19 protein-coding genes are annotated in these 26,161 nt (G+C 68.3%); 13 read left to right on the forward strand and 6 right to left on the reverse strand.

Annotated features, from left to right (window positions below):
- Positions 1 to 82 precede the first annotated feature (82 nt).
- From ACFWBQ_RS23715 to ACFWBQ_RS23755, 9 genes are all read left to right on the forward strand, one after another.
- Positions 83 to 265 carry a hypothetical protein gene (locus ACFWBQ_RS23715; protein WP_385492458.1) on the forward strand — a complete coding sequence of 61 codons (183 nt, stop codon included), beginning with the start codon at positions 83 to 85 and terminating at the stop codon, positions 263 to 265.
- Entirely contained in the window at positions 262 to 1,011 is a 750-nt protein-coding gene (locus ACFWBQ_RS23720; RefSeq protein WP_385492461.1) for a hypothetical protein, read from the forward strand. Before ACFWBQ_RS23715 ends, ACFWBQ_RS23720 begins: the two co-directional genes overlap by 4 nt.
- Positions 1,008 to 1,925 carry a DUF6895 family protein gene (locus ACFWBQ_RS23725; RefSeq protein WP_385492463.1) on the forward strand — a complete coding sequence of 306 codons (918 nt, stop codon included), beginning with the start codon at positions 1,008 to 1,010 and terminating at the stop codon, positions 1,923 to 1,925. Before ACFWBQ_RS23720 ends, ACFWBQ_RS23725 begins: the two co-directional genes overlap by 4 nt.
- Entirely contained in the window at positions 1,922 to 2,950 is a 1,029-nt protein-coding gene (locus ACFWBQ_RS23730) for a serine hydrolase domain-containing protein (protein WP_385492466.1), read from the forward strand. Before ACFWBQ_RS23725 ends, ACFWBQ_RS23730 begins: the two co-directional genes overlap by 4 nt.
- Before the next feature lie 139 nt (positions 2,951 to 3,089).
- Positions 3,090 to 3,932: a nitrilase-related carbon-nitrogen hydrolase gene (locus ACFWBQ_RS23735; protein ID WP_385492469.1), complete on the forward strand. Its 843-nt coding sequence runs from the start codon at positions 3,090 to 3,092 to the stop codon at positions 3,930 to 3,932.
- Positions 3,929 to 5,212: an aspartate aminotransferase family protein gene (locus ACFWBQ_RS23740; RefSeq protein ID WP_385492472.1), complete on the forward strand. Its 1,284-nt coding sequence runs from the start codon at positions 3,929 to 3,931 to the stop codon at positions 5,210 to 5,212. Before ACFWBQ_RS23735 ends, ACFWBQ_RS23740 begins: the two co-directional genes overlap by 4 nt.
- A 217-nt stretch (positions 5,213 to 5,429) precedes the next feature.
- Positions 5,430 to 6,830: a dihydropyrimidinase gene (gene hydA, locus ACFWBQ_RS23745; RefSeq protein WP_385492475.1), complete on the forward strand. Its 1,401-nt coding sequence runs from the start codon at positions 5,430 to 5,432 to the stop codon at positions 6,828 to 6,830.
- Positions 6,831 to 6,841: 11 nt separating this feature from the next.
- Positions 6,842 to 7,843: a TIGR03842 family LLM class F420-dependent oxidoreductase gene (locus ACFWBQ_RS23750; RefSeq protein WP_385492478.1), complete on the forward strand. Its 1,002-nt coding sequence runs from the start codon at positions 6,842 to 6,844 to the stop codon at positions 7,841 to 7,843.
- Between the two features lie 85 nt (positions 7,844 to 7,928).
- Positions 7,929 to 9,461: an NCS1 family nucleobase:cation symporter-1 gene (locus ACFWBQ_RS23755; RefSeq protein WP_385492481.1), complete on the forward strand. Its 1,533-nt coding sequence runs from the start codon at positions 7,929 to 7,931 to the stop codon at positions 9,459 to 9,461.
- A gap of 244 nt (positions 9,462 to 9,705) precedes the next feature.
- Here ACFWBQ_RS23755 and ACFWBQ_RS23760 read toward each other — a convergent pair whose 3' ends face one another.
- Together ACFWBQ_RS23760 and ACFWBQ_RS23765 are read right to left on the reverse strand one after the other, a co-directional pair.
- Entirely contained in the window at positions 9,706 to 13,962 is a 4,257-nt protein-coding gene (locus tag ACFWBQ_RS23760; RefSeq protein WP_385492483.1) for a S8 family serine peptidase, read from the reverse strand.
- Positions 13,963 to 14,635: 673 nt separating this feature from the next.
- Positions 14,636 to 15,817: an endonuclease/exonuclease/phosphatase family protein gene (locus ACFWBQ_RS23765; RefSeq protein ID WP_385492485.1), complete on the reverse strand. Its 1,182-nt coding sequence runs from the start codon at positions 15,815 to 15,817 to the stop codon at positions 14,636 to 14,638.
- Between the two features lie 252 nt (positions 15,818 to 16,069).
- Here ACFWBQ_RS23765 and ACFWBQ_RS23770 point away from each other — a divergent pair, with 252 nt between their 5' ends.
- From ACFWBQ_RS23770 to galU, 4 genes are read left to right on the forward strand one after another with little or no spacing between them, the layout of a single operon-like run.
- Positions 16,070 to 17,101: an NAD-dependent epimerase/dehydratase family protein gene (locus ACFWBQ_RS23770; protein WP_385492488.1), complete on the forward strand. Its 1,032-nt coding sequence runs from the start codon at positions 16,070 to 16,072 to the stop codon at positions 17,099 to 17,101.
- Positions 17,102 to 17,128: 27 nt separating this feature from the next.
- On the forward strand, positions 17,129 to 18,073 hold the full coding sequence (locus ACFWBQ_RS23775; RefSeq protein ID WP_385492490.1) for a UbiA prenyltransferase family protein: 945 nt from the start codon (positions 17,129 to 17,131) through the stop codon (positions 18,071 to 18,073).
- A gap of 41 nt (positions 18,074 to 18,114) precedes the next feature.
- Complete coding sequence (locus ACFWBQ_RS23780; protein ID WP_385492492.1) at positions 18,115 to 19,182, forward strand: glycosyltransferase family 4 protein; 1,068 nt, start codon at positions 18,115 to 18,117, stop codon at positions 19,180 to 19,182.
- Positions 19,179 to 20,102 carry a UTP--glucose-1-phosphate uridylyltransferase GalU gene (gene galU / locus ACFWBQ_RS23785; RefSeq protein ID WP_385492495.1) on the forward strand — a complete coding sequence of 308 codons (924 nt, stop codon included), beginning with the start codon at positions 19,179 to 19,181 and terminating at the stop codon, positions 20,100 to 20,102. Before ACFWBQ_RS23780 ends, galU begins: the two co-directional genes overlap by 4 nt.
- Before the next feature lie 311 nt (positions 20,103 to 20,413).
- Here galU and ACFWBQ_RS23790 read toward each other — a convergent pair whose 3' ends face one another.
- From ACFWBQ_RS23790 to ACFWBQ_RS23805, 4 genes are all read right to left on the reverse strand, one after another.
- Entirely contained in the window at positions 20,414 to 22,204 is a 1,791-nt protein-coding gene (locus ACFWBQ_RS23790) for a BTAD domain-containing putative transcriptional regulator (RefSeq protein WP_385492498.1), read from the reverse strand.
- An 86-nt stretch (positions 22,205 to 22,290) separates the two neighbouring features.
- Positions 22,291 to 23,313: a glycosyltransferase family 2 protein gene (locus tag ACFWBQ_RS23795; protein WP_385492500.1), complete on the reverse strand. Its 1,023-nt coding sequence runs from the start codon at positions 23,311 to 23,313 to the stop codon at positions 22,291 to 22,293.
- A gap of 839 nt (positions 23,314 to 24,152) precedes the next feature.
- Positions 24,153 to 25,064, reverse strand: a complete 912-nt coding sequence (locus ACFWBQ_RS23800) for an oxidoreductase (RefSeq protein WP_385492503.1) — start codon at positions 25,062 to 25,064, stop codon at positions 24,153 to 24,155.
- Positions 25,065 to 25,089: 25 nt separating this feature from the next.
- Complete coding sequence (locus ACFWBQ_RS23805; RefSeq protein ID WP_385492505.1) at positions 25,090 to 26,103, reverse strand: glycosyltransferase family 2 protein; 1,014 nt, start codon at positions 26,101 to 26,103, stop codon at positions 25,090 to 25,092.
- Between the last annotated feature and the right edge of the window lie 58 nt (positions 26,104 to 26,161).

The following is a 26,161-nucleotide window of genomic DNA, read 5'->3' on the forward strand; positions in this document are numbered from 1 at the left end:
AGAAAAATCCCATTCCGCCCTTTAGGCTCGATCGAGACATAGCCACACAAGTGGTTCATGTCCCAAGTGATGAGGAGGCACCATGCTTGCCCAGGAAATCACTCTCACCGCAACGACGACCGAGACCACGGCGCTCGGCGCACTGATGGTGGAGCCCGAGGCCGCCGTCAGTGACGCCCCGCTCTACACCCCCGAAGCAGCGGGCGTCCTGCTCGCGCTCCTGCTCCTTTCTCCCAAGGAGCCGAAGGAGCCCCGGGGCAAGTGAGTTCCCAGTCAGTATTCGCCGCGGCGGCTGATGCCCTGGCAGGCAGTGTCCTCGGCGCCCTCAGCGGCGCCGGGGACACTGTGCAGCTCGCCCGGTTCGTCGATGACGCCCCCGACACTCTCGCGGCGCTCGCCGCCGTCCGGCTGATCGGGGCCGATGCGTTCAGCCCGTACCTCCTGGCCGGCAATCCGTTCCAGGCGCAGGACGCGGCTGTCGTGACCAAGGCCTTCGAGGCCTTCCCGGCGCAGGGCGGCGCATCCCCGTCCCCGAGCGCCCCGAACGAGACGATCGTCGCCTGGCGCGACTGGGCGACCGTGCAACTCCTCACCAGGTTCGGCGGGGACGGCCCGCCCGGGACAGCCGCGGGAGTGCCGCAGGGTCACGGGGAGCTGTCGGACACCGCGGACTGGCGCACCTGGTCCGTACGCATGGCCCAGCTCGCCCCGCTCGCCACGCTCGGCCTCGAAGGGCCGGTGCACGAGGCGGCCCGTGGTGGGGCCCTGCCGTTGAGTCAGGGAGTGAGCCGCTCGATCCTGCGCCGTGACTTCACCACGGCCGTGCGCCTCATCCGCTGGCTCGCCTGGCTGCACCACGAAGGCACGGAGCTGCCCCTTGATCCGGCCCTGGCGGCCGAACACGTATGGCTCGTGGGCGGGGCGGGGCCGCGCACAGCCCTCGATCTGGCGATCGTGCGTCATTTCCTCGAACGGCGCCCCCGTACGGTCCCGAAGGCGGCACACACATGACGATTCCCGAGCCCGTGACCCGGGCAGCACGGAGCATGGCCGACCGGGCCCTGTCGTGGCTGCATGCGAACCGTGCCCTCGGTGGCCTGCCGCCCGACACCACCGAGACGATGGCAGATCCCGACAGCGTCTACAAACCTCTGGGGGAGACCACGCTCGCGGCCTCCCTCGTTCTGCGCGACGGTGTCGTGGGCCCCGGCCGCCTGGTCGCCGCCCAGAGCCTGATGGACTTCACCTGGGAGCAGTTCCGGCGCGGCGACATGATCTACGAACGCCAGCTCCGCCACACCCTGATGACGGACCCGCTGGAGATGTACGCCCCGTTCGTCCGCTGCGGATACCGCCACGAGGGACTCGACCGTCTCCTCGCCCACCGGGCTCGTATGCGATCGGTCGGCCACGTCGAACTGCTTCCCAACCGTCGGCTCGCCGCCGCCAACGCCGCACGTGTCGTGGGCCTGGGGCACGGCGAGGACATGGCCGACCTGGCCGGAGCCACCTGGCTCGGTGCGAGACCGGAGCCATGGGCCATCAACTGGATCACGGCCTACGCGATGACCCACACCGTCTTCCACCTCACCGACTGGGGGGCGGACCCGTCGGGGCTGCCTTCCGAACTCGCCGCGTACGTGCGCACGTGGCTGCCGGTGTGGATCGACATCTGGCGCGAGGTCGGTCAGTGGGACCTCGTCGCTGAACTGCTCATCGTCGGCGCCTCGCTCCCCGACCCCTACTGCGCGCCGGAGGACTGGGAGGCCATCGCCGAACTCCAGCACGAGGACGGCCTTGTGCCCCGTGACAGCGACCCGGTGGATGCCGACCCGCAGCAGCGCTTCACGGATCACCAGCACACCGTCGTCGTCACGGCCGTCGCCGGATCCGTCGCCCTCGCCCGGGCGGCGGGGCCGCGGTGACCGAACCGCGGCTGGCCGGCCGCCTCCAGCCCCTGCTGGCGGCGGCCAAGGGGCCGGGGACAGCGGTGGCGGCCCTCCGCGGGGACGAACGTGCGGTGCTCTGCCGCGGACCGGTCGGTGAGGACACCCGGTTCGAGACGGGCTCGCTCACCAAGACCTTCACGGCCCTGCTGCTCGCGGAACTGGCCGCCAGGGGTGAGGTCCGCTACGGCGACCGAGCCGACCGCTACCTGCCGTTCAGGCTTCCCGGGCCACCCATCACCCTCCTGCACCTGGCCACCCACACCTCCGGGCTGCCCCGGCTGCCTCCCGGGCTCCTCGCCCGCGCGGTCCGCAGCGGATGGCTCAGCAACCCGTACGCCGGTTTCTCCGAGACGGACCTGCTGGTGTCGCTCGCCCGCACCCGGCTACGGCACCGGCCCGGATCCCGGGTGCACTACTCCAACTTCGGCGGTGGCCTGCTGGGCCATGTGCTCGCCCGTGCGGCGGGCGGTGCCGGAGGCGACTACGCCGCACTGCTGGCCGAACGCGTCATCGACCCCCTCGGCCTGGCGGACACGGACTGCGATCCCAACCGCCCCCAGGCCACCGGACATTGGCACGGCAGAGCACGTCCGGCCCTGTTGATGCCCGGACTGGCCGCCGCCGGCGCGGTACGGTCCAGCGCCCGGGACCTGCTCCGCGTCCTTGCCGCACTGATCGCCCCGGACGCCGCTCCGAGCCCCGCGCTGCGCACCGCGTTCGCCGAGGTCCAGCGCCCCCGGCTGAGTGTGCCGCGGACCGGATCGCGGCTGTGCCTCATCTGGAACCTGCGGCCGCGCCCGGACGGAGCGCTGCTCCACCACTCCGGGGGGACCCGGGGTTTCACCGCGTTCGCGGGCTTCCTACCCGGCTCCGGTACCGGACTCGTCGCGTGGACGAACTCGGCACCCACGCCGCTCGCGCCGTTCGTCCAGGCCGCGTACGGGACGCTGCGCGCACTGGACGGGCCACCGCCGGGACGGGTGTGGACCGCTCGGGTGTGAAACATGATCGACTCCGTCGGTTCACGGCGATGGTCTTGCCCCGCTGTGTGACGGGGCTTACGTTCTCCTCCTATGCATCGTGTCTACGGGCGTAGAAAACGCGTAGAGGCTCTCTGACGCCGCGTCGAAGGAGCAGCTCATGTCCCACGTCGTACGCGCCGCACTTGTCCAGGCGACCTGGACCGGCGACACCGAATCCATGATCGCCAAGCATGAGGAACATGCTCGCGAGGCAGCCCGGCAGGGCGCGAAGATCATCGGCTTCCAGGAGGTGTTCAACGCCCCGTACTTCTGCCAGGTACAGGAGCCCGAGCACTACCGCTGGGCCGAAGCCGTCCCGGACGGGCCGACCGTCCGGCGGATGCAGGATCTGGCCCGGGAGACGGGCATGGTGATCGTCGTGCCGGTCTTCGAGCTCGAGCAGTCCGGCTTCTACTACAACACCGCGGCGGTGATCGACGCCGACGGCTCGTACCTCGGCAAGTACCGCAAGCATCACATCCCACAGGTCAAGGGCTTCTGGGAGAAGTACTACTTCAAGCCCGGGAACGCCGGCTGGCCGGTCTTCGACACCGCGGTCGGCAGGGTCGGCGTGTATATCTGCTACGACCGGCACTTCCCCGAGGGCTGGCGCCAACTCGGACTCAACGGTGCCCAGTTGGTGTACAACCCGTCGGCCACCTCGCGCGGTCTCTCCAGCTACCTGTGGCAGCTGGAACAGCCCGCCTCCGCCGTCGCCAACGAGTACTTCATCGCTGCGATCAACCGCGTCGGCCAGGAGGAGTACGGCGACAACGACTTCTACGGCACGAGCTACTTCGTCGACCCGCGCGGCCAGTTCGTCGGCGAGGTCGCAAGCGACAAGGTGGAGGAACTCCTCGTCCGTGACCTCGACTTCGGCCTGATCGACGAGGTACGGCAGCAATGGGCGTTCTACCGGGACCGCCGGCCGGACGCGTACGACGGGCTGGTGGAGCCGTGACCGGACTGCACGAGCGGCACCTGGCCGTCAGCCCCGACTGGCTGGCCCTCTACTACCGGCAGCCCCTGGAGCTCACCCACGGCGAGGGGCGCCATGTCTGGGACGCGGACGGGAACCGCTACCTCGACTTCTTCGGCGGCATCCTCACCACCATGACCGCGCACGCCCTGCCCGAGGTGACCAAGGCCGTCACCGAGCAGGCGGGCCGGATCATCCACTCCTCCACGCTCTACCTCAACCGGCCGATGGTGGAGCTCGCCGAGCGGATCGCCACGCTCTCCGGCATCCCCGATGCCCGGGTCTTCTTCACCACCTCGGGCACCGAGGCCAATGACACCGCCCTGCTGCTGGCCACCGCGTACCGCAGGTCGAACCAGATCCTGGCCATGCGCAACAGCTACCACGGCAGGTCGTTCTCGGCGGTGTCCATCACCGGCAACCAGGCCTGGTCGCCCACCAGCCTGTCGCCGCTCCAGACGCTGTACGTCCACGGCGGCGTGCGCACCCGCGGACCGTACGCGGAGCTGAGCGACGCGCAGTTCATCAAGGCGTGCGTGGCCGATCTGGAGGATCTGCTCGGGCACACCAGGGAGGCCGCGGCACTGATTGCCGAGCCCGTCCAGGGCGTGGGCGGATTCACCGCGCCGCCCGACGGGCTGTACGCGGCCTTCCGTGAGGTCCTCGACCGGCACGGCATCCTGTGGATCTCCGACGAGGTGCAGACCGGCTGGGGACGGACCGGTGATCACTTCTGGGGCTGGCAGGCGCATGCTTCGAGCGGGCCGCCGGACATCCTGACCTTCGCCAAGGGCATCGGCAACGGCATGTCCATCGGCGGAGTCGTCGCCCGTGCCGAGGTCATGAACTGCCTGGACGCCAACTCCATTTCGACGTTCGGCGGCTCCCCGGTCACCATGGCGGCGGGGCTGGCCAACCTCTCGTACCTCCTGGAACACGACCTCCAGGGCAATGCGCGCAGGGTCGGTGGGCTGCTCATCGAGCGGATCCGGGCCGTCGGCGCGGGTTCCACAGCCGTGCGCGAGGTGCGGGGCAGGGGCCTCATGATCGGTGTCGAGCTGGTGAAACCCGGCACCGACGAGGCCAATCCGGAGGGCGCGGCGGCCGTGCTCGAAGCGGCCCGCGCGGGCGGACTGCTCATCGGGAAGGGCGGCGGTCACAGCACCAGCGTCCTGCGCCTCGCACCGCCCCTGTCGCTCACCGTGGCCGAGGCCGAGGAAGGTGCGGCGATCCTGGCCGAGGCCCTGCAAGCGGCGACCTGACCCCTGCCCGCCGGCCCGCCGGAGCGCTCTGCCGCCCGGCGGGCAGCGCGTCGCCCGGCCGTTCGTTGGGCCGGTGGGGTGTGCCGGGCCGGAAACAGAAACGTCTTCATGGGTGAGCAGCAGCGGTATTGCCACAGTGGGTAACCCACTTCTACGTTTTTGACCACGCATCACGTCTACCTGCGTAGACCCATTCCGCCACCGCGAGGAGGGGTATATGAGCCGCACCGTCATTCACGGCGGCCTCGTCATCACCGCGTCCGACGAAATCCACGCCGACGTACTCATCGAGGGCGGACGAATCGCTGCTCTCGCTGCCCACGGCACCGACGCGGCCGAGAGCTGGAGCGCCGACCGGAGAATCGAGGCCACCGGTAAATACGTCATCCCGGGCGGCGTCGACGCCCACACGCACATGGAGATGCCGTTCGGCGGGACCTTCGCCGCCGACACCTTCGAGACCGGCACCCGGGCCGCCGCCTGGGGCGGCACCACCACGATCGTCGACTTCGCCATCCAGAGCATGGGCCGTTCCCTGCGCGAAGGACTCGACAGCTGGTACGCGAAGGCCGACGGCAACTGTGCCATCGACTACGCGTTCCACATGATCATGTCCGACGTCAACGCGTCCTCGCTCAAGGAGATGGACCTCCTGGTCGCGGAGGGCATCACCTCGTTCAAACTCTTCATGGCCTACCCCGGAGTCTTCTACAGCGACGACGGGCAGATCCTGCGCGCCATGCAGCGGGCCTCCGGCAACGGTGGTCTGATCATGATGCACGCGGAGAACGGCATCGCCATCGACGTCCTCGTCGAGCAGGCCCTCGCCGAGGGCCGTACCGACCCGCGCTACCACGGCGACGTACGCAAGGTGGCCCTGGAGGCCGAGGCCACCCACCGCGCCATTCAGCTCGCCAGGGTCGCCGGATCGCCGCTGTACGTAGTCCATGTCTCCGCGGACGAAGCCGTCGCGGAGCTCGCCGCAGCCCGCCACAGGGGGCTCCCGGTCTTCGGCGAGACCTGTCCGCAGTACCTCTTCCTCTCCACGGACAATCTCGCCGAGCCCGACTTCGAAGGCGCGAAATACGTCTGCTCCACCCCCCTGCGCCCGAAGGAGCACCAGGAGGCGCTCTGGCGCGGTCTGCGGAACAACGAACTGCAGGTCGTCTCCACCGACCACTGCCCGTTCTGCTTCTCGGGCCAGAAGGAAATGGGCCGGGGCGACTTCTCGAAGATTCCCAACGGCATGCCCGGCGTGGAGAACCGCATGGACCTCCTGCACCAGGCCGTCGTGGACGGCCACATCTCCCGGCGCCGCTGGATCGAGATCGCCTGCGCCTCCCCGGCACGGATGTTCGGCCTCTACCCGAAGAAGGGCACCATCGCGCCGGGCGCGGACGCCGACGTCGTCATCTACGACCCGCATGCCCAGCAGACCATCTCGGCCGAGACGCACCACATGAACGTCGACTACTCGGCGTACGAGGGCAGGCGCCTCACCGGCCAGGTGGAGACCGTCCTCTCGCGTGGTGAAGTCGTCGTCGACGAACGGAAGTTCACCGGCCGGGCCGGTCACGGTATGTACACCCCGCGCGCCACCTGTCAGTACCTGGACTAGGAGCACCTGCCATGGACTTCGGACTCGTCCTCCAGACCGACCCGCCCGCCTCGGCCGTGGTCGGGCTGATGCGCCGCGCGGAGCGGAACGGATTCCGCTACGGCTGGACCTTCGACTCGGCGGTGCTCTGGCAGGAGCCCTTCGTCATCTACAGCCGGATCCTGGAACACACCGAACGGCTGATCGTCGGCCCGATGGTCACCAACCCCGGCACCCGGACCTGGGAGGTCACCGCCTCCACCTTCGCCACCCTCAACGAGATGTACGGCAACCGCACCGTCTGCGGCATCGGGCGCGGCGACTCGGCGATGCGGGTGGCCGGCCGCAAGCCCAACACCCTGGCCCGGCTCGGGGAGGCCATCGACGTGATCCGCGACCTCGCCGAGGGACGCGAGGCCACCGTCGACGGGCAGTCGGTCCAGATCCCCTGGGTGAAGGACGGCAGACTTCCCGTCTGGATGGGGGCGTACGGACCCAAGGCGCTCGCACTCGCCGGGCAGAAGGCCGACGGATTCATCCTCCAGCTGGCCGACCCCTACCTCACCGAGTGGATGATCAAGGCAGTGCGCGACGCGGCGGCGGAGGCCGGCCGTGACCCGGACTCCGTCACCATCTGCGTCGCCGCGCCCGCCTATGTGGGCGAGGATCTGGACCACGCCCGCGAGCAGTGCCGCTGGTTCGGCGGAATGGTCGGCAACCACGTCGCCGACCTCGTCTCCCGGTACGGGGAGCACTCGGACCTCGTGCCCGAGGCCCTCACGGCGTACATCGCGGGACGGTCGGGATACGACTACAGCCATCACGGCCGCGCCGGAAACCCGGACACGCAGTTCGTCCCCGACGAGATCGTCGACCGGTTCTGCCTGCTGGGTCCGGCCGAGGCGCACATCGAGAAGCTGCAGGCCCTGCGGGACCTGGGCGTCGACCAGTTCGCCGTCTACAACATGCACGACGCGCGAGAGGCGACCATCGACGCCTACGGCTCGACGGTCATTCCCGCGCTCTCCGCCTGACCTCCTCCACCTCCGCAGTGGCTGTCCAGGCACCGCACACCCGAGCCCCGCACGGCACCTCTCCCGAGCGAAGGGTCACGCCACCATGACCGCTACCGTCCCACCCGTCCCACCGTCCGCCCCCGTGGAGCCGATAGCCGACCCGTCGGGCCGGATCGAACTCGCTCCCGGGGCCTTCCCCGACGACCCCCGCTTCGTCAACGATGACCTGCTGCCCGTACCCCTGGAGCAGCGCCGCTGGACGACGTACAACTTCGCGGCCCTGTGGATCGGGATGGCCCACAACATCCCGTCCTGGCTGCTGGCCTCCGGGCTCGTCGCGCTCGGCATGGACTGGAAGCAGGCCGTCTTCACGATCGCGCTGGCCAACGTGATCGTGCTGGCCCCGATGCTGCTGACCGGGCATGCCGGGCCCAAGTACGGCATCCCCTTCCCCGTCCTGGCCCGGGCCTCCTTCGGACTGCGCGGCGCCAATCTGCCGGCGCTGATCAGGGCGGCGGTCGCCTGCGCCTGGTTCGGCATCCAGACCTGGATCGGCGGCGTCGGGATCTTCACGATGCTCGGCAAGCTCTTCGGCGGCTGGGCGCGCGCCGCCGAGGTCGGCGGTCAGCCCTGGACGCTCTGGCTCTGCTTCGTCCTCTTCTGGGCACTCGAACTCGCCATCATCTACCGGGGCATGGACACCCTGCGCCGCTTCGAGAACTGGGCGGCGCCCTTCGTGATCGTCGGCGCGGTCGTCCTGCTGGTCTGGGTCGCGGTCAAGGCGGGCGGTTTCGGCCCTCTGCTGGACCAGCCGTCCGCCCTCGGCTGGGGCGCGGACTTCTGGCCGGTCTTCTTCCCCTCCCTGATGGGCATGATCGCCTTCTGGTCCACGCTCTCCCTGAACATCCCCGACTTCACGCGCTTCGGTGCCGGCCAACGTGCCCAGATGTGGGGCCAGTCGCTCGGACTGCCGACCACGATGACGTTCTTCGCCCTGCTTTCCGTCTTCGTGACCTCCGGCTCGCAGGCCGTGTACGGGAAGGCGATCTGGGACCCGGTGCAGCTCGTCGCGAAGACCGACAACGTCTTCGGGCTCCTCTTCGGCCTGATCACCGTGCTGGTCGCGACCGTTTCCGTGAACATCGCGGCCAACGTCGTCTCACCGGCGTACGACCTGGCCAACCTCGCCCCGAAGTTCATCAACTTCCGTACGGGCGCGCTGATCACCGGGGTCGTCGGTGTCCTGATCATGCCGTGGAAGCTCACCGAGACACCCGAGCTGTACATCTTCACCTGGCTGGGCCTGGTGGGCGGCCTGCTCGGTACGGTGGCCGGCATCCTGATCGCCGACTACTGGATCATCCGCCGTACCGTGCTCGACCTGGCGGACCTGTACCGGCCCGGAGGCCGCTACTGGTACACGGGCGGCTGGAACTGGCGCGCCGTCTCGGCCTTCGCCGTCGGCGGTCTCCTCGCGGTCGGCGGTTCCCACTCTGCCCCGGGCAAGGGCCCGTACCCGGCGGACGGCCTGGTGCCGTTCCTCGAGCCGCTCGCCGACTACGGCTGGGCCGTCGGCCTCGCCTCCTCCCTCCTCCTCTACACCCTCCTCAACCTTGGTGAACGCACCAGGCGCTGAGAGCCCGGAACCCCGCAGCTGCCCCCGCCTTGCGGCGCCTCGCCGCCCTGGTTGCCGGCACCGGCCGAGCCGGACGAGCGTGGGGATCCGATGTCGCCGCCGGGGCCGGGGTGGGGTGGCGTGGGGTGGGGTGGCGACGAGCTGACCGCGTTCGAAGCGTGCGCATGCCCGGGCCGTCGTCGGCCGGGCCCGTCCCCGGACAGGGGCGGGCCCGGCGTGGTCGAGGTCATGCCGTCCCGCAGTGCTACAACTGGGCCAGGACGATCTTGCCCTTGCCCTGGTCCGTCAGGTCGTAGGCGTAGAAGGCGACCTGGTTCCTGTTGTTGATGCCGATCCCCTCGGTCGGGTACCAGAGCTGGTCGTCGACCATGGCGCTCAGGTCGAACATCCGACCCTGGGGATCCCAGACCACGGGGGTCGCCTCATCCGGGGCCGTCTCGGCGGTGCCGACGATCCAGCCGGCGTCGTTGACCCGCAGAGCGTGGGCATCGAATCCGAAGTCGGGCAGGCGCTTCATGGTGCCGCCCGGCTGGATGACGAAGGCGTCGTCGCCACTTGTGCCGACGATCGCACCGGCCGAGTTGATGTCATGGGCGTCGCTGCTGTCCATGCCCGGCAGCGTGCCGAGATCGGTGACCGTGCCGTCCGACGCCCACTTCACAGCCCTGGGCCGACCGTTCATCCGGGAGTCGCCGACGCTCACCCCGCTGTTGTTGATCGCCAGCGGCTCGCTGAGGTACGTGTCGTCCGTGAGGTGCTGGAGCTTCCTGAAGCCGCCCTCCGCGGTCCAGGAGAACGGGTCCTCGGAGGTCGCGTACCGGCCGGTCACCGGGTCCTTGACGAACGAGGTGGCGTTACCGACGACCGTACCGGCGTCGTTCACCGCGTAGGCCCGGTCGTAGTCGTAGGCCTTCCAGTCCGGCAGCGGGAGCTGGGTCAGGGAGCCGTCGGCATGCCACAGGCCGCCCCGGACACTGCCGCCCGGCAGGGAGAGCTGTCCGACGGCGTCACCGGAGGTGCGGCTCTGGTTGTAGACGCTGTCGTAGGTCCCGCCCGCATTGGGCAGCACGGTGACGCCGTGCTCGGCGTCCCAGCGCATCGGCACGGTCCTGCCGTCCTGTTGCTTGTCGCCGACAACCTGACCGAGGTCGTTGAGGCTCAGCCCGACGGCCGGACCGAAGCTGTCGGTGACCTTCAGCACCGGCTGGGTGACCTTCCCCACCACGACGTCGGCGCTGCCGATGACCGCACCCTGGTCGGTGGCGAGCGAGAACCTGCCGACGAGCTGCCGTCCGCGCGGGGGGCGAGCGTCGGCGATCAGCCTGCCGTGGACTGCCAGGGACTTGCCCGGGGCCAGGTCGACGGGTTGGGCGTCGTCCACCTCCACCGAACCCAGGGACTTCGAGAAGAGGATGTCCTGGACGTCGAAATCGGTGCTGCCCGACGGCACGCTCGTCCCGACGACGAACATGGCGTAGGAGCCGGGTGCCGGGTTGTTGATGCGGATCGACTCGACGGCACCGCCGTTGGTGGAGGAGGCAATGAGCGCGCCACTGGCACCGACCAGGTAGAGATCCAGGTCGGCCTTGGGGTCGGAGGCGTTGCCAGTCGCGATCTCCAGACGGGTGGCGTCCCGCGGCACCTCGAACGACTGGCCGGTCTGGCCCTGGTCGGCCACGGTCGGACGCACAGCCTCCAGAGCGCCCAGTGAGCCGCCCACGGGGTGTACCTTCACCGGCCCGTAGCTGTTGGAAGCGGTGAAGGTGCGCTCCACCGGAGCGTGCACGGCCGTCTCGTCGACGGTTGTGCTGCCCGGACTCATCACGGTGCCCTGCACCGCGGCCGTCAGCCGGTACGGGTTGTCGAGCTGCGGTGAGGTCCGGCGGGACTCCACGGCGAGCTCCCAGATGCCCGCCATCGGATGCTCGTACCAGCGGGCCGTGGGGTCGCAGGCTTTGGTGTCGGAGTAGTTGGCGTAACAACCGCTGACAGCGTTGGACTCCACCGGCAGGCCCTGCGGGTCGATGGCCAGGAAGCGGGTCTGGCTGTCCTTGGCGAGCTTGGAGAGGTTCACCTGCAGTGCCGGAGCGCCCTCGGGGACCGCCACGAACAGCGAGGTGGTGCCGTTGCGGGTGGAGGTGCCGCTCTTGGCGACGGCGTACGACGGCTTGGCCGGGTCGGCCGCGACGACCACCGTGACCAGCACCAGCTTGTCGATGCCAGGGGTGGCCGGGTCGTCGATCCGCAGCACCGCCGAGTGTGTACCGGTGCTGTCCGGCTTGGCGCGGACGGTGATGTCGGTGGCTGAGCCGGCCTTGAACAGCACCGTCTCCGGCACCTCGAAGGTGCCGTCGTTGCCGAGCCAGGAGAGCCGGCTGCGGTTGCTGCCCTCACCGGTACGGGTGACCTCGATGTCGTAGCTCTTGGACTTGTGCGGCACCTGCCCGCCCTGGGCGGGGGTGCAGCGGTTGTACAGGCCGGCGCCGGCACGCGGAGTGACCAGTGCATCGGCGAGCACACTGCAGACCGGGGCCTGCACGGCGTAGGTGGTGGGTTCGGGGTTCCTGGCGAGCACGGTCCACGCGTTCGGGACAGAGACCAGGCCCGCGCCCTGGGCGTAGGCGGGCTCGTCGCGCAGGAAGTGCGAGGAGCTGGTCAGCGCCGATCGCAGCGCGGCCGGGGTCACGTCCTGGTGACGGGCCTTGCCGGCGGAGAGCAGCAGTGCGGCGGCGCCGGTGGCCTGCGGCGAGGCCATCGAGGTGCCGTTGTACATGGCGTAGCCGGGCGGCAGATCGTAGCCGGCCTGCGGGACAGGCTGGCCCGGCTGCCATACGGGTACGGAGGAGACGGCCGCGCCGGGGGCGACGAGGGTGGGCTTGAGGTCACCGTCCTCGCGCGGGCCCCGGGCGGAGAAGGGGAAGAGGGCCTGGTCGGCGCGGGTCCTGGAGCCGTAGTCGGCCCACATGGTCTGCTTGCTGACCGAGGCTCCGACGCTGACGACCTGGGTGGCGACGGACGGGTCGGCGACGGTGTTCATGCCGGGGCCGTCGTTGCCGGAGGACACGAAGATCTGCACGCCGTAGTCGTCGATGAGCCGGTTGTAGAGGGTGTCGCGAACGTCGGAGCCGTCGTTGAGGGCCGGCAGGCCGCCGATCGACATGTTGACGACGTCGACGTGCTTGTCGACGACCGCGTCGATCATGCCCTCGGTCAGCGCGTACGAGCTGCAACCGCTGCTGAAGCCACACACCCGCTCGGAGACGATCCGAGCGCCTGGGGCGGCGCCGTCCATCTTCCCGCCGAACAGGCCGTTGCCGGCGATGATGCCCGCCACATGGCTGCCGTGGGCCTCGGCGGTGATGCCGATGCTGATGAAATCGGCCTTCGCGCCCACATACCTGCCGCCGCGGGCGGAGAGGTCCACGCCGTCACGGTGCTCCACGGTGAAGGGCATCGACTCGGCAATGGGTGTGCTCGGGTCGTCGGTGCCGAAGTGGGCCGCCTGGCCGCTCTCGGCGTAGGGGCGCACGATGTCTCCGTCGCCGAAGACGCGGTCCTGGTCGGCATCGACCCAGATGGTGTGGTCCGACGGCCGGTACAGGACACCGAAGCGGTCGCTGGTGTCCCCGTCACGGTTGACGTCCCCGGCCACTTCGCCGCCGTTGGTGTTGCCCTCGTCGAAGATCTGGAACTCGTACGAGCCGGGCGGGGCGGTCCAGGTGGCACCGCCGGACTTGAAAGTGGTCCCGGTGACGGTGACCTTACCGGTCATCTCCAGCCAGGTCGGGTCGCCGTCCAGCACCGGGTCGGTTGCCGATACCCAGTCGGCGACCTTTCGTTCGCCGGTCGTGGTGTGCTGCAGCGCGGGGTGGGCGAGATCCACGCCGGTGTCGAGGATGCCGACGGTGACGCCGCGGCCGTCCCACTGCGCGTGGTCCTTGACGAAGTCCACCGCGCCGATCTCGCCGGTGGGCAGGTACGGGTTGTCGGCCGGAGTGTTCTTACCCGGTGCCGACGCCGTGCCCGGCTCGGCGCCGTGCTTGTCCTGCTCGGTGACCGGCGAAGGGTCCGGCACCTTGAAGGTCTCGTTGAGGTCGATCGCCTTGACCACGCCGAGACCGGCCAGCTGCTCGACCTTGCCCGTCGGCACCATGGCGCGCACATACCCGAGCCGGTCGTTCGCTTTCTGTGTGTGACCGCCGACGGCGGCGATCGCCGCGCGGACGCTCACGGTCTTGTCCGCGGCGGTGGCGAGGAGCACCGTGACGGTCCTGCTCCCGCGGCTCTGCGCCTTCTGAAGAAGCGTCCGGTCGTGCGCGCCCAGTTTGTCGTGGGGAGCGTCCTTGGGCTTGTGCCGCTGCTGTTGTTTCCCCAGCGCGTGCGGGACGGATGCCTTCGCGGCCGCCGGTATGACCGAGAGCCCCAAAGCGCTGCTGGTCAGCCCTGCCGTCAGGACCACGGCCAGCAGCCGGTGACTGCGGCGGGCATGCCGAAATTGCATGGATTCCCCTTGAGTTGAGAGATCGACCATGCAAAGTCTGGACCAGACACAGCGAATGCAGCAGGTAGTCCCCTGTCGTTTATCGCCATGGCGAAACACGACAGGGTCGTCTGCGTCCCAGGCCGGGGCATCTGCCAGGCCAGTGGGCACGATGTGCCGTGGCGAAATCGGCAGGGGCATTCCGGGCTTCGGAGCCGGCAGCCGGCGGGACGGCCGGCTCGGTCGCCGCACCGGTACGCACTTCACTGCTCGCGGCAGCAGGCGACGGCCGTGATGCCGGATCTGCGAGGGACTGCAGCTGCAGTGCATCGGTGGCGGGACCTGAACTGTGAACAGCACCGATCCTGGCGTCGTTCATGCCGGTGCCGGCAGGTCTCATACCGACGATCCCGAGAGCCGACGCCGCCTCGTCCCGCCGCGGTCGCGGTCGAGGAAGACGGTATGGCGTGACGCCGGCCTGGACCATCAGCGACTGGATCCGGCGCTGCACGGTTACGCGCCGACAGGTTCAGCTGCCCGGCCACGGCGGTGTCGGTGAGGCCAGTAGGCAGCAGACGCAGGGTGCGGGTGTCCAGCCGCACTCGCGGCCGGCAGTGACCTGCCGTTCACCCGGGGGTCCACCACGTCAACGGTGCGCCTGCCCGGTGCCGTTTCCTCCCGTTCCTCCCACACGTCAGCGAGGCCAGAGCGTAAGGCTCTGGACGCTGTGATCGGAGAAGCCGTGCGAGTCGAGCAGGTCGTAGCGTGACACGCCGACATTCGGGGTCGTGAGGAGCCAGTCGAGCCGCCAGAAACGCATCCCGGACGGCCAGGAGGCGGGATACAGGGACGAGAGCGCGTGCGTCTGGTCGACCAGCCGGTCGGGGAACATCGACTTGATTCCCATGGCGGGCGAGGTGTTCATGTCGCCGCCCAGAACGATCCGGTTCGGGTTCCCGGCGACATCCTTCTGAATGGCCCGGAAACTCGCCAGCCGCATTTCGAAGTTGAGCCGGTCGACCTCGAACATGCTTCCTTCGGGGCTGTTCTGGAGTCGCATCAGCCGTTGCGGCGGTTGGAAGAGATGCGAGTTGTAGAAGGACACGGTCCTGCCGTTTACTTGAATATCGGTCACAAGCGTCTGCGACGAGTAGAAGAGCGGGCGGTCCCGCAGTGCCGACGGAACGGTCTTGAGGTCGTCGGGCAGCCACTTGGTCGTGTCCAGCCATCGGTGACCGACGACCGGCAGACGGGACAGTGTGACGTTGCGGCCCTCGATCACGATCTCGTAGCCGGGGAATTCCTTTCGCAGCCGGGCCACTTGGTCGATTCCGCGAGCCTGCGCCCAATGAAATTTTGTCATGTCGACATGCGCGTATTCCTGCAGCATGTAGACATCTGCCTCGAGGCCGCGAAGAAACGCGTAGAAGTCGTCCGTGGTGTGCGGGCCCCCGGGCTGGAGGTCCTGGTCCCAGTACTGGGTGTTCCAGGTGACCAGCTTGATCGCGTCGGAGGGCGCCGACGGAGGCGTGTACCAGAGGGTGCCGAAATTGACCCCGGAGCAGCTCAGACCGAGCAGCAGCGCGAGCACCGGCGCGACGGTGAGGCGCCATCGCACGGGCCGGGCCAGCTGGGCCACGCCGATCAGGACCAGCGGGATGAGAGCGAAGGCCAGTGGCGGGATGACGTCGAACGGACCCCACCAGTAGAACTGGTTACTGAGGATCAGGTGCAGTACGACGAAGACCGGCCATGCCGTGCAGGCAAGGACGGCCAGGCGCACCCACCAGCTCCAACGCCGGCGGCCGGCCGGCGGTGCGTGGTCCGGCTGCTCCTCTTCGGCGATGGCCGGCTCGACGTTCGCGGTCTCGCTCACAGACTCACACTTCTCCCAGGTGGCTGGTGGTATAAGCCTGCAGATCCTCGCACCGGGACCTTGCCTCGATCTTGGAGCGATCGCCAAGACCCGGCGCAATCACCTGTCGGTAAGGTCCGACTCCTGGCCTGGCGAGAATGAGCCAGCGCGGTCTGGAACGTGTCACGCCAGATATCAACGCCCCGGTAGATCGCATGTTGTTCTTCGACGGGCCCTCCGAGTGCGGTATGTGCTTGACGAAAGGGACGTGAAATGAACATTGTCGTCACCGGCGCGGCCGGGATGCTCGGCACTGCCCTTCTGGCTCGGCCCTGGCCCGGCGTCGAATGGACGGGTGTCGACATCCGCCCCCTCGTACCTGGTGCCGCTGATCGCGCCAGGTACGTCCGGGCCGATGTCCGTGACACCGCGGCGATGATCAACGCCTTTCGCGGCGCCGACGTGATCGTCCATTCGGCCGCTGCGCTGCCGAGCCACCGCGCCGCCGATATCCGGTCGGTCGACGTGGACGGCACCGCCTCGGTCGTGGCGGCCGCCCAGCACGTCGGCGTTCAGCGGCTTGTGCACATATCGTCGACCGCCGTCTACGGTCTGCCCCGCCACTGTCCTACCCCCGAGGACTATCCGTGTGAGCCGGTGGACACGTATTCCGCCGCCAAGCATGCCGCTGAAACCGTCGTGCTGCGCGCGCGGAAGCAGGGCCTCTGCGCCCCGATACTGCGGCCCAAAACATTCCTCGGCCCGGAGCGGCTGGGGCTGTTTGCCATGTTGTTCGAATGGGCCGATGAGGGACGCAACTTCCCCCTGATGGGCGGTGGCCACGCCGCCGCGCAGATGCTGGACGTCGACGACCTCTGCGAGGCGATCCGGCAGACATGCGAGGGGACGGACAGTGCAATTAACGACACCTTCAACATCGGTGCCGCCGAGTTCACTTCGCTCCGCGAGGACTTCCAGGCGGTGCTCGACGCCGCAGGACACGGAAGGCGGGTCGTCACCGTCCCGGTCGGGCCGGCTGTCGTGATGCTGCGAACCCTCGCAGCCCTGCGTCTCTCCCCGGTGTACGGGCGCCTGGTGCACAAGCTGACCCGTGACTCCTACGTGTCGATAGACAAGGCACGTGAGCACCTGGGCTTCGCTCCCCAGGTCAGTAACAGGCAGTCGTTGCTCAGGACGTACGAGTGGTGGCAGGACGCAGGCCGTGCCCGGCGGAGCGTCAGCGGCCGGACGCACCGCGACCCGTGGCGGCAGGGGGCTCTGCAGCTCGCCAAAGCATTGTTCTGACCGACCGTCACGATAGGGGAGGCGTTCATGGATCACTATGTAGGTCCGGACAGGCTCGCGCTCGACGTTGTGGAAGGACCGATCGGTGCCGGGCGGGTAGGAGCATTCGGGGCGTACGTGGCGCTCTTACGGCCCCGTCACTGGATCAAGGGCTCCCTGGTGCTGGTGGCCCCGATAACAGCCCCGCCGGCGGTGATACCGCACTTCGCCGCGATCGCCATGACCCTGCTGGCCTTCCTTGCCGCCTCCTCCACCGTGTACGTCCTGAATGACCTCCGCGACTTCGAAGCCGACCGGCTGCATCCGGTCAAGAGGCTGCGGCCGCTCGCGAGTGGCAGCGTGAGCTTCCGTGGTGGCGTGGCCCTGCTGGCCGCGCTGCTGCTCGGCACAGCCGGACTGCTCGTAGCAGCCCCGCCCCTGGTGGCACTGATCCTCGGCGGCTATGTCGCCATGAACATCTGGTACACCCTGGCCCTCAAACACCAACCGCTCGTGGACGTCTCCGTGGTTGCCGCCGGTTTTGTCCTGCGGGTCCTGGCCGGAGCGGTTGCTGCCGGTCTGGCCGTCCAGCCGCTTCTGCTCATCTGCGTCTACTGCGCGTCCGTGGCTCTGTCGTTGGGCAAGCGCCGGCACGAACTGGCGGACCTGGCGGTGGCCGGGGCGAGACACAGGCCGGCGCTGTCGGCGTACTCGGTGCCGTTCCTGGATCACGTGGTCGTCATGAACCTCGTCGCGGCCCTGATGTGCTACTTGGGCACGATGTGGCAGCTGAGACCGCCCTACGGGCAGGTGGGAGCCGCGCTCACCTTCCCGTTCGCGGCATTCCATGTCACCCGCTACCTGCAGATGCTCATGGTGGAACGCTCCGGTGGCGACCCGGTCGACGACCTCATGCGCGACCGGCAGATGCGGTTCAACCTCGGCCTGTGGACCGCGGTCCTGGCCTCGACCTTCCTGGCGAGCTCCCTGTGACCTATGACGTGTGTATCGCAGTCAATTACTACGCGCCCTACGTGAGCGGCCTGACAGAGACCGCCCGGATCGTCGCCGAGGGGCTTGCCGCCCGTGGCTGGCAGGTCGCCGTCGTCGCCAACCGTCACGATCCGGCACTGCCGTTGCGCGAGCGCCTCAACGGCGTGGACGTCTACCGGTGCCCGGTCATCGCCTCGATCGGCCGTGGTCTGGTGAGCCCCTCGTTCGCCCGAACGGTACGCCGTCTCAGCAGGCGCTCGCGTGTGCTGCACCTGCACCTGCCGATGCTGGAGGCCGGGATCATCACAGGGCTGCGGCTGAAGATCCCCGTTGTCTCGACCTATCACATCGACCTCTGGCTCCCGCCCGGCCTGGTGGCCCGAGCCGCGACAGCAGCGGTGAGTATCTCGTCGGCGATCACGCTGCGCCGGTCCGCGGCCGTCGTGGTCAACAGCGACGACCAGGCCGAGCACTCCCGGATGTGGCCGACGCTGCGCAAGGCAGAGCGCTTCGCGATCGCGGCTCCTTGCCTGGACCGGCGAGGCGGGTCACCCGCGTACCGGCAGACGCCCGGGCCGCACATCGGTTTCCTCGGCCGCATCGTGCCCGACAAGGGGCTGCCCTACCTCCTTGCCGCGTTCAGCGGGATCGACGACCCGGATGCCCGGCTGCTCGTGGGTGGCGACTACGTGAACGTGGCGGGCGGCAGCGTCATCGACGAGATCCGCCAGGCCGCCCGGCGTGACCCGCGCATCCGCATCCTGGGCCTGCTGCGGGGACAGGAGGTTGCTGACTTCTACGCGTCGATCGACGTCTTCGCGCTGCCTTCGATCGCGGAGTCGTTCGGGATTGCCCAGGCCGAAGCGATGATGTGCGGCGTGCCCTCGGTCACGACCGATCTGCCGGGTGGGCGCTACCCCGTGGTCGCCACCGGCCTGGGTGCTGTCGTCCCGCCGCGTGATCCGGAGGCGCTGCGCGACGCTCTCCTTCAGACGCTCAGCTGGGATGCAGAAGTGCGAGAGCACGGGGCCGAACGCGCCAGGGACCTGTTCGGCCTCGATAGCTGCCTCGATCGCTACGCTGCCGTTCTGAAGGGAGTGCAGGTATGAGCACACCGTCCGCGCGAGGCTCCCGGATCACCAAGGCGGTCATACCGGCCGCCGGCCTCGGCACCCGCTTCCTGCCCGCTACCAAGGCCACCCCCAAGGAAATGCTTCCGGTCGTTGACAAGCCGGCGATCCAGTACGTCATCGAGGAGGCCGTCTCAGCCGGCCTCTCGGACATCCTCATGATCACCGGACGGAACAAGCGCCCTCTCGAGGACCACTTCGACCGCAACTACGAGCTGGAAGAGACCCTGCGCCGCAAGGGCGACGACACCAGGCTCGACAAGGTGCAGGCCTCGAGCGACCTGGCCAACATCCACTACGTCCGGCAGGGCGACCCCAAGGGGCTGGGCCACGCGGTGCTGTGCGCCGAGGAGCACGTGGGCGAGCAGCCCTTCGCGGTGCTCCTCGGCGACGACATGATGGACCCGCGCGACCCGTTGCTCACCCGCATGATCGAGGTGCAGCAGCGTCACGGCGGCAGCGTCGTCGCGCTGATGGAGGTCGCCCCCGCCCAGCTCCACCTCTATGGCTGCGTCGCGGCCGCCCCGACCGGGGACGACGACGTCGTCACCGTCAGCGACCTGGTGGAGAAGCCCAAGCCGGCAGATGCCCCCAGCAATCTCGCGATCATCGGCCGCTACGTGCTGGACCCGGGAATCTTCGAGGTGCTGCGCAAGATTCATCCGGGCCGCGACGGCGAGATCCAGCTCACCGACGCACTGCAGGCCTTGGCTGCCGACCCTTCCCTGGGCGGCCCCGTACACGGTGTCGTTTTCCGCGGCCGCCGTTACGACACCGGCGACCGCGCCGACTACCTGCGTGCCATCGTCCGCCTGGCATGCGAGCGCGAGGATCTGGGGCCGGACTTCAGGTCCTGGCTGCGCAGCTACGTTCAGCAGGAGATGCCCCGAGGGGAGTGACGGTGCGAGCGGCATACGGTCAGCGATGAGCACCCTCTCACGGTCAGTACGCGCACGGGCTGCGACGATTGACGTCAATCGATCGGTGAGTCCGTACGGTCGACCCGGGGCCGCGGTGACGACGTTGCCGTCGTTCCGTTTCCCGAGCCGCCGTCGTGAACCGGACGTGCGTGTCTCCACACATTCGGCTCTCCACGCGTCCTGCCCGGTGATCATCGGGCAGGACGCGACGACCACGCGCTGTCGACCCGACGACAACGCTGCTTCAAGGTCAGTAACTACCCGGCCCGGGGGCGCTTTTGCTCTGTTGTTCAGCACTCCTGAGCGAACAGCCGCAGAAGATCGTTCATCTGGTAGCGGCCAGGGGAGACGGTCTCCAGGAGCTGGGCGTCGACAAGCCGCTCCAGGAACAGTTCCGCGCGCGCATTGGACTCGGAGAGAAGCCGCGCAGCGTCCGAGAGGCTGACCACCGGCTGGCTGATCCCACTGAGCAGCTTGAAGGCTTTTGCGGCCGCCCGCATGGCCGGGTCGGCGTTACCGGAGAGCCGCTGGTAGGAGCCGGACAGGCTGGCTCGCATCCCGATGCCTTCGATCTCGAGGTTGTCGAGCCGCCGAGCTTCGTCGGCAAGGCGGGCGTGCAGCTCGGCCAGGGGCCAGCTCGGCCGGGTCACAAGGCGGGCCGCCGCGGCGGTCACGGCGAGCGGAAGGCATTGGCACAGCTTCGCGATCGCGACGGCTGCGGCGGGTTCGGCGGCCACCCGTTCCATGCCGGTCAGCTGACCGAGCAGTGCGACTGCTTCCTCCACCGTGAGTGGCCGGACAGGCAGTTGGCCGACTCCACCCAAGGCAGCCAGCGGCTGTCTGCTCGTCACCATCACGCCGCAGCCGGCCCCGTTCAACAGCAACGGCCTTATCTGGTCCGAGTCGGAGGCGTTGTCGAGCACAAGGAGCATCTTCCGCCCGGCCACCAGGGAGCGGAGCAGGGCGGCCGCCTCATCCGCCTGCACGGCCGGTGGCGGCGGTTCTGTGCCGAGCGTACGAAACAGGCGGGACAGGGCCTCTGACGGGCTGAGCGGTGGCGCTCCGGTGCTGCTCCCGCTGAGTTCCACATACATCTGGCCGTCGGGATAGCGGTGGACGAGCTGGTGTGCGGCGTGGATCGCGAGGGCCGACTTTCCGACACCGGCGGCTCCGTGGATGCTCACCAGTGGTGTCGCAGCCTGCGGCTGCGGCGTGGCAAGCGCATTCTGGATCCAGGCCAGCTCGTCGGTCCGGCCCACAAAGTGAGTTACGTTCATGGGGAGTTGCCGGGGGAGTGGCGCGGAGCTGATGGTGGTGCCCCGATGGTGGGCACGGAGCTCGCCGCGCAACACGGCCATGTGCAGGTCCCGCAGTTGTGGGCCGGGCTCATGCCCCAGCTTCTCGGCGATCTGTTCACGCACGGCGGCGTAACGTTGCAGAGCCTCCGAGGTGCGGCCGAGCGCGCACAGCGCGCGCATGTACAAGTCCGCCAGCGGTTCAGCGAGCGGATACGAATCCAGGACCTTGGCCAGTCGGTCGGCGACGGCCTGGGCGTTGTTCAACCGCAGCTCATCAGCGGCCCAGGCACTCGCAATGCCTATGAACTGTGATTCGGCGTTCTGGCGTATCGTGCCGGCCCAATAACCCGTCAGATTCACCAGTGGCTGGCCTCGCCAGAGGCCCATCGCCTCGCGCAGGGCGAGGACGCGCTGCTCTCCGTGCGCGGCGCGTGCGTCCTCCGCGAGGGAGCCGATATAGTGTAAGTCGACGTCTTGATGGTCGATCTGCAGGACGTATCCGTGCGCACCCTTGGCAAGGGACACCGGTCTTGTGGCCGAGTCTTCGGCTCGCGCGGCTTTGGTCAGGAAATCTCGCAGTCGGGCTATATGGGCATACAGGGCGCTGTGCGGCGCGTCGGGTGTGTCCTGACCCCAGACTCGTTCGATCAGTGCGTCGATGGAGACCGGGCTGCCGGCATCAACCGCCAGCGCAGCAAGCACCAAGCGCCGTTGGCGCGGCCCCACGTCCAGTGACCGGCCAGCCACTTCCACGTCCATCGGGCCAAGCAGTCTGATTTTCATGATCCCCCTCTTTCGGCGAGATCGCACTGGGAGCGCTCCCAATGTGATACTGCGCCATGCCGCCGGAATGGTACGAAAGGGCAGCGTCATGTGGCCGTGAGGCCGGTTCGGTAACGCCGCCGGAAACTCGGGTCGACGAGGTAGCGCAGCGCACCGGTCAAGCCGCCTGCCGAAACGGCGAGGCCGTAGAGGTAGTTCAGCGCTGTTGTCACCAAGGCCATGCGCCAGCCGGCGGCACGCCGGACGTAGCCCAGCAGCGGGAGGTTCACCCAGATGAACCAGGCGAGGCCGGCTGCCGGAAAGACCGCAAGCGCGGGCTCGAGGAGCGGCAGCGGAGCTGTCGCCGTGGTGAGGGTGATCGCGAAGATCTCCGGCGGCCGGTGCAGGGCCTCCTGCTCAGGCTTGAGGTCGCGCTGCAGGAAGATCAGGGGCACCAGCGACACGGCCCGGCCGAAGCGCTTGCGCAGCACCGACACCATACGGTCGTCGTCGTCGTGGTAACCGACGACATCGAGCGCACGGGCTACCGGGAAGTGCTCGGAGATCCGCAGGCCGTACTCGTGGTCCTCGTTGGCCCACTGCCCGGTGAGCCGCTCGTCGAAGCCGCCGAGCTCGTCGACAACCCGGCGGCGGATCGCCCCGACCGCGAAGTGCCCGGTGAGCACGGGGCGAGGCTGGATCTGCCGAAAGTGGCCGTGCAGGATCTGTACCTGTTCCACGACGCCGTCGTCCACGAGCGGCCGGTCGCCGTAGATGCCCCACACCGCGGCACACGTAGGCTTCTCCTCGAGGGTCCGGACGGCATTCGCCACGGCGCTCGGCTCCAGCGCCACGTCGGAGTCGAGGAAGAACAGGACGTCGCCGTGGCTGGCGGCGATGCCGCGGTTCCGCGCGATTCCCGCCCCGGAGTTCTCGGCCAGCCGGACAACTGTGCACTCGTACGCCTCGGCGATCGATGCTGTCGCGTCGGAGCTGGAGTCGTCCACGACGATCAGTTCAATAGGTGAGTACGTCTGCGCCAGCACTGACTCCAGGCACAGCGCGACGGTCTTCGTGCTGTTGTAGCAGGGCACGATCACTGACACGAGTGCGTGTCCGGGTCTAGTCACGTTCGCTCCACGGGAATAAGTCAATGCCCCTGACGGCAGGGCAATGTGATGTCATGGGGGTCAGCGCAACACCGTCGGGTGAGCCGGCCGCAGTGCTGTCGTACCTGCGGCTCGGTGTCATCGCCGGCCCCTCCTTCCTGTCCGTTGTTCATGCTGACGGCGTGCTTGTCCATCCAAGGGCGGCGGTTGTGCTGCCCCGCGAGGGACGTGGTGCAGGACGCACAGGAGTTCGACCTCTGCGGGATCGGCGGCGCATGATCCGTAGGCCAGACTGTGAATTCAAGGTAGCCGGTGGCTCAGCTGCACCGTTAGAGCTTTTTTGAAAACCGTCGTGGCGGCCGTTGGGCATTGCCCCGCTATGTCGAGACCTGCGAACTATGCAACCGAGTTCAGGCTCAAAGAGTTAACCGATCGTTTACTCGACAGGGCTGATGTGACCGATCGGAATGCCGGCGCCAATTGTTGTACCGGGCCAGCCAGGAGAACACCGCCCCGCGAGCCTCGGAAGCCGCCGTCCACCCTTTTTTGGGTGCAGCTCGACTTCCAGGACTTGAACGCTGGGCGGTGAGGTCGTATTCCTGCTGGTATTCGGTTTGGTGGACGCATTTGTACTCGCGTGGAAGGCGGAAGGCCGCCGCCGTTACAGACGGCTATCGCATGATCGAGGGGCGGTCTCGTCGAGACCGCCCCTGACAACACCGGTACCTATGCGCCGCAAACCCGCCTGTGGCCGGCGGGCATGGCGAAGTCCTGGGGGGTTGAGCGGCATTGCCATCGAACCCGGAGCGGTTCACATGCTGCAGCGCCGGAAAACGCTCGGATCCCCGACAGGGTCGAGCTCAGGAAGAGCCACCCCCAGCAGCGAATGCATCCACCCCGGTCAGCCCGGCCGACAAGGCCCAGAGGCGCGAGGCCTGTTCGCGATCCGCCGGCTTGTCGAACTGGCGGACCACCACGCAGTGCTGACAGTAGGAGGCTCGTGCGTCGGCGAGCCCGGGCGAGGTCGCCGCCCACACCTGCGTGGCGGCACCCTGTTCGGGCGACCGGAACTCGGGCAGCAGCGGATTCCCGGCGTCATCGATCCAGCCCGCGGCGATCATCTCCTGGGTGGTGAGGTGCCGCTGCAGCGGAGTGAGGATGTACCCGGGGTTCACCGAGTACGCGTGCACGCCCGCCGAACGTCCCAGCAGGTCGAGTTGGGCCGCGAACAGCGCGTTGGCAAGCTTCGACTGCGCATAGGCCGCCCACTTGTCGTAACCGTGCTCGAAATGCACGTCGTCCCACTGGATGGTGCCGGTCGGGCTGACGCCCGAGGAGAGGACGACCACACGTCCGCCCTCGGCGATTGCCGGCCAGAGCCGGTTGACCAGCGCGTAGTGACCAAGGTGGTTGACCGCGAAGTGCGCTTCCCAGCCCGGCCCGACACGGGTCTCCGGCAGAGCCATGACACCGGCGTTGGTGATGACGATGTCAATGGTTCGGCCCGAACCGAGAAGGCGGTCCGCGAAGTTGGCCACGCTCTCCAGGTCGGCGAGATCCAGTTCGTCGACTTCGGTGTCCAGGCCGACGAGCGCCTTCTGTGCAAGATCCGGGCGACGGGCCGGGACAATGACATGTGCGCCGGCATTCGCCAGAGCCCGGGTCGTGGCCAGGCCCAGGCCGGAGTAGCCTCCGGTAACTACGGCCAGCTTCCCGTGCAGGTCGATACCGGCCAGCACATCTGCGGCGGAACTGTCGATGGTAAATGTCATGCTTGCCTCAGCGTTGTGGGGGTGGTCATGCAGGAGTATTCACGCCGTAGAGCCGACGCACCGAGCGGGGAAACAGCAGTCCTTGCATGATTCCGATACCGGCGGCGAGTGCGGACGTCAGCGTCACCACAAGGTGGAGCACACTGAATTGGAACCCGAACAGGACACCATGGTGCCGGTACGCGTATGCGTAGGTCCGCCAGTCGAGCAAAATGCCCACAGCAAGAGTGGCGGCCGTCGCGAGCAGGGCCAACGGGCCGAACAGTGGCACGCCGAGGAGGCTGAGGGCCGCAATCAGGACGAAACCACTGCCGAGCGCGCGGTAGCTCGTGCCGGCCCCGCCGGGCAGAGATCGCAGGCGTAGCCAGTTGGGAGCACCGATCCGCGTACGCTGGAATACCTTTGTCAGCATGACGCGCAGTGTGCCGTCGTGGTCGTGGCGGCCACGGACGGCCGAGGTCGCCCACACGGAATAGCGGGCATTGAGCCGGAATCCGTAGTCCTGCTCCTCGGTCCAGCGCAACTGATCGTTGAACGGGCCGATTTCGCGGAAGACGGCAGTTCGGATCGCGAAGAGGGCCGAGTGCAGGCCGGGGATCAAGCCGTCCACCTCGTTGAACCAGACGTACTGCTGGATCGCCCGGTACTTCTTGACAAGGCTGTCCGGGAACAGCGACTCCGCCTGGTACATACCGCAGACGGCACCGAGGTCCTGATCGGCAAGAAGGAGCTCCACCGCCTTGGCCACCGCGTCGGGCGCCAGGGCGACATCTGAGTCGACGAAGAAGAGCACCTCGCCGCGAGCGGATGCTGCCCCAAGATTGCGAACCGTGGAGACACCGCGATTGACCGGACTCTCCAGTACTGTCACGCCCAGCCGACGCGCAATGGCGACGGAGTCGTCGGTGCTGCAGTCGTCCGCCACGATGATCTCGATCGCGGGGTACGTCTGGCCCTGCGCGGCTTCAATGCACGCCGCGAGCGTCGGGGCGTAGTTGTAATTCGGGATTACCACCGAAACCAGCGGCGCCTCAGTCATTACTCCTCCGAATTCATCTTCTCAGTCGTCAACAACTGGCGATGCAATGGTGGCGACC

Origin of the sequence: Streptomyces sp. NPDC060035 (assembly GCF_042736635.1) — a bacterium.
Lineage (GTDB): Bacteria > Actinomycetota > Actinomycetes > Streptomycetales > Streptomycetaceae > Streptomyces.

Excerpts from the sequence above, each read along its gene's own strand:
- ACFWBQ_RS23750 (WP_385492478.1), top strand. The coding sequence starts at position 6,842 with ATGGACTTCGGACTCGTCCTCCAGACCGACCCGCCCGCCTCGGCCGTG.
- ACFWBQ_RS23755 (WP_385492481.1), top strand. The coding sequence starts at position 7,929 with ATGACCGCTACCGTCCCACCCGTCCCACCGTCCGCCCCCGTGGAGCCG.
- ACFWBQ_RS23805 (WP_385492505.1), bottom strand. The coding sequence starts at position 26,103 with ATGACTGAGGCGCCGCTGGTTTCGGTGGTAATCCCGAATTACAACTAC.
- ACFWBQ_RS23735 (WP_385492469.1), top strand. The coding sequence starts at position 3,090 with ATGTCCCACGTCGTACGCGCCGCACTTGTCCAGGCGACCTGGACCGGC.
- ACFWBQ_RS23790 (WP_385492498.1), bottom strand. The coding sequence starts at position 22,204 with ATGAAAATCAGACTGCTTGGCCCGATGGACGTGGAAGTGGCTGGCCGG.
- galU (WP_385492495.1), top strand. The coding sequence starts at position 19,179 with ATGAGCACACCGTCCGCGCGAGGCTCCCGGATCACCAAGGCGGTCATA.
- ACFWBQ_RS23725 (WP_385492463.1), top strand. The coding sequence starts at position 1,008 with ATGACGATTCCCGAGCCCGTGACCCGGGCAGCACGGAGCATGGCCGAC.
- ACFWBQ_RS23715 (WP_385492458.1), top strand. The coding sequence starts at position 83 with ATGCTTGCCCAGGAAATCACTCTCACCGCAACGACGACCGAGACCACG.
- ACFWBQ_RS23800 (WP_385492503.1), bottom strand. The coding sequence starts at position 25,064 with ATGACATTTACCATCGACAGTTCCGCCGCAGATGTGCTGGCCGGTATC.
- ACFWBQ_RS23775 (WP_385492490.1), top strand. The coding sequence starts at position 17,129 with ATGGATCACTATGTAGGTCCGGACAGGCTCGCGCTCGACGTTGTGGAA.
- ACFWBQ_RS23760 (WP_385492483.1), bottom strand. The coding sequence starts at position 13,962 with ATGCAATTTCGGCATGCCCGCCGCAGTCACCGGCTGCTGGCCGTGGTC.
- ACFWBQ_RS23770 (WP_385492488.1), top strand. The coding sequence starts at position 16,070 with ATGAACATTGTCGTCACCGGCGCGGCCGGGATGCTCGGCACTGCCCTT.
- hydA (WP_385492475.1), top strand. The coding sequence starts at position 5,430 with ATGAGCCGCACCGTCATTCACGGCGGCCTCGTCATCACCGCGTCCGAC.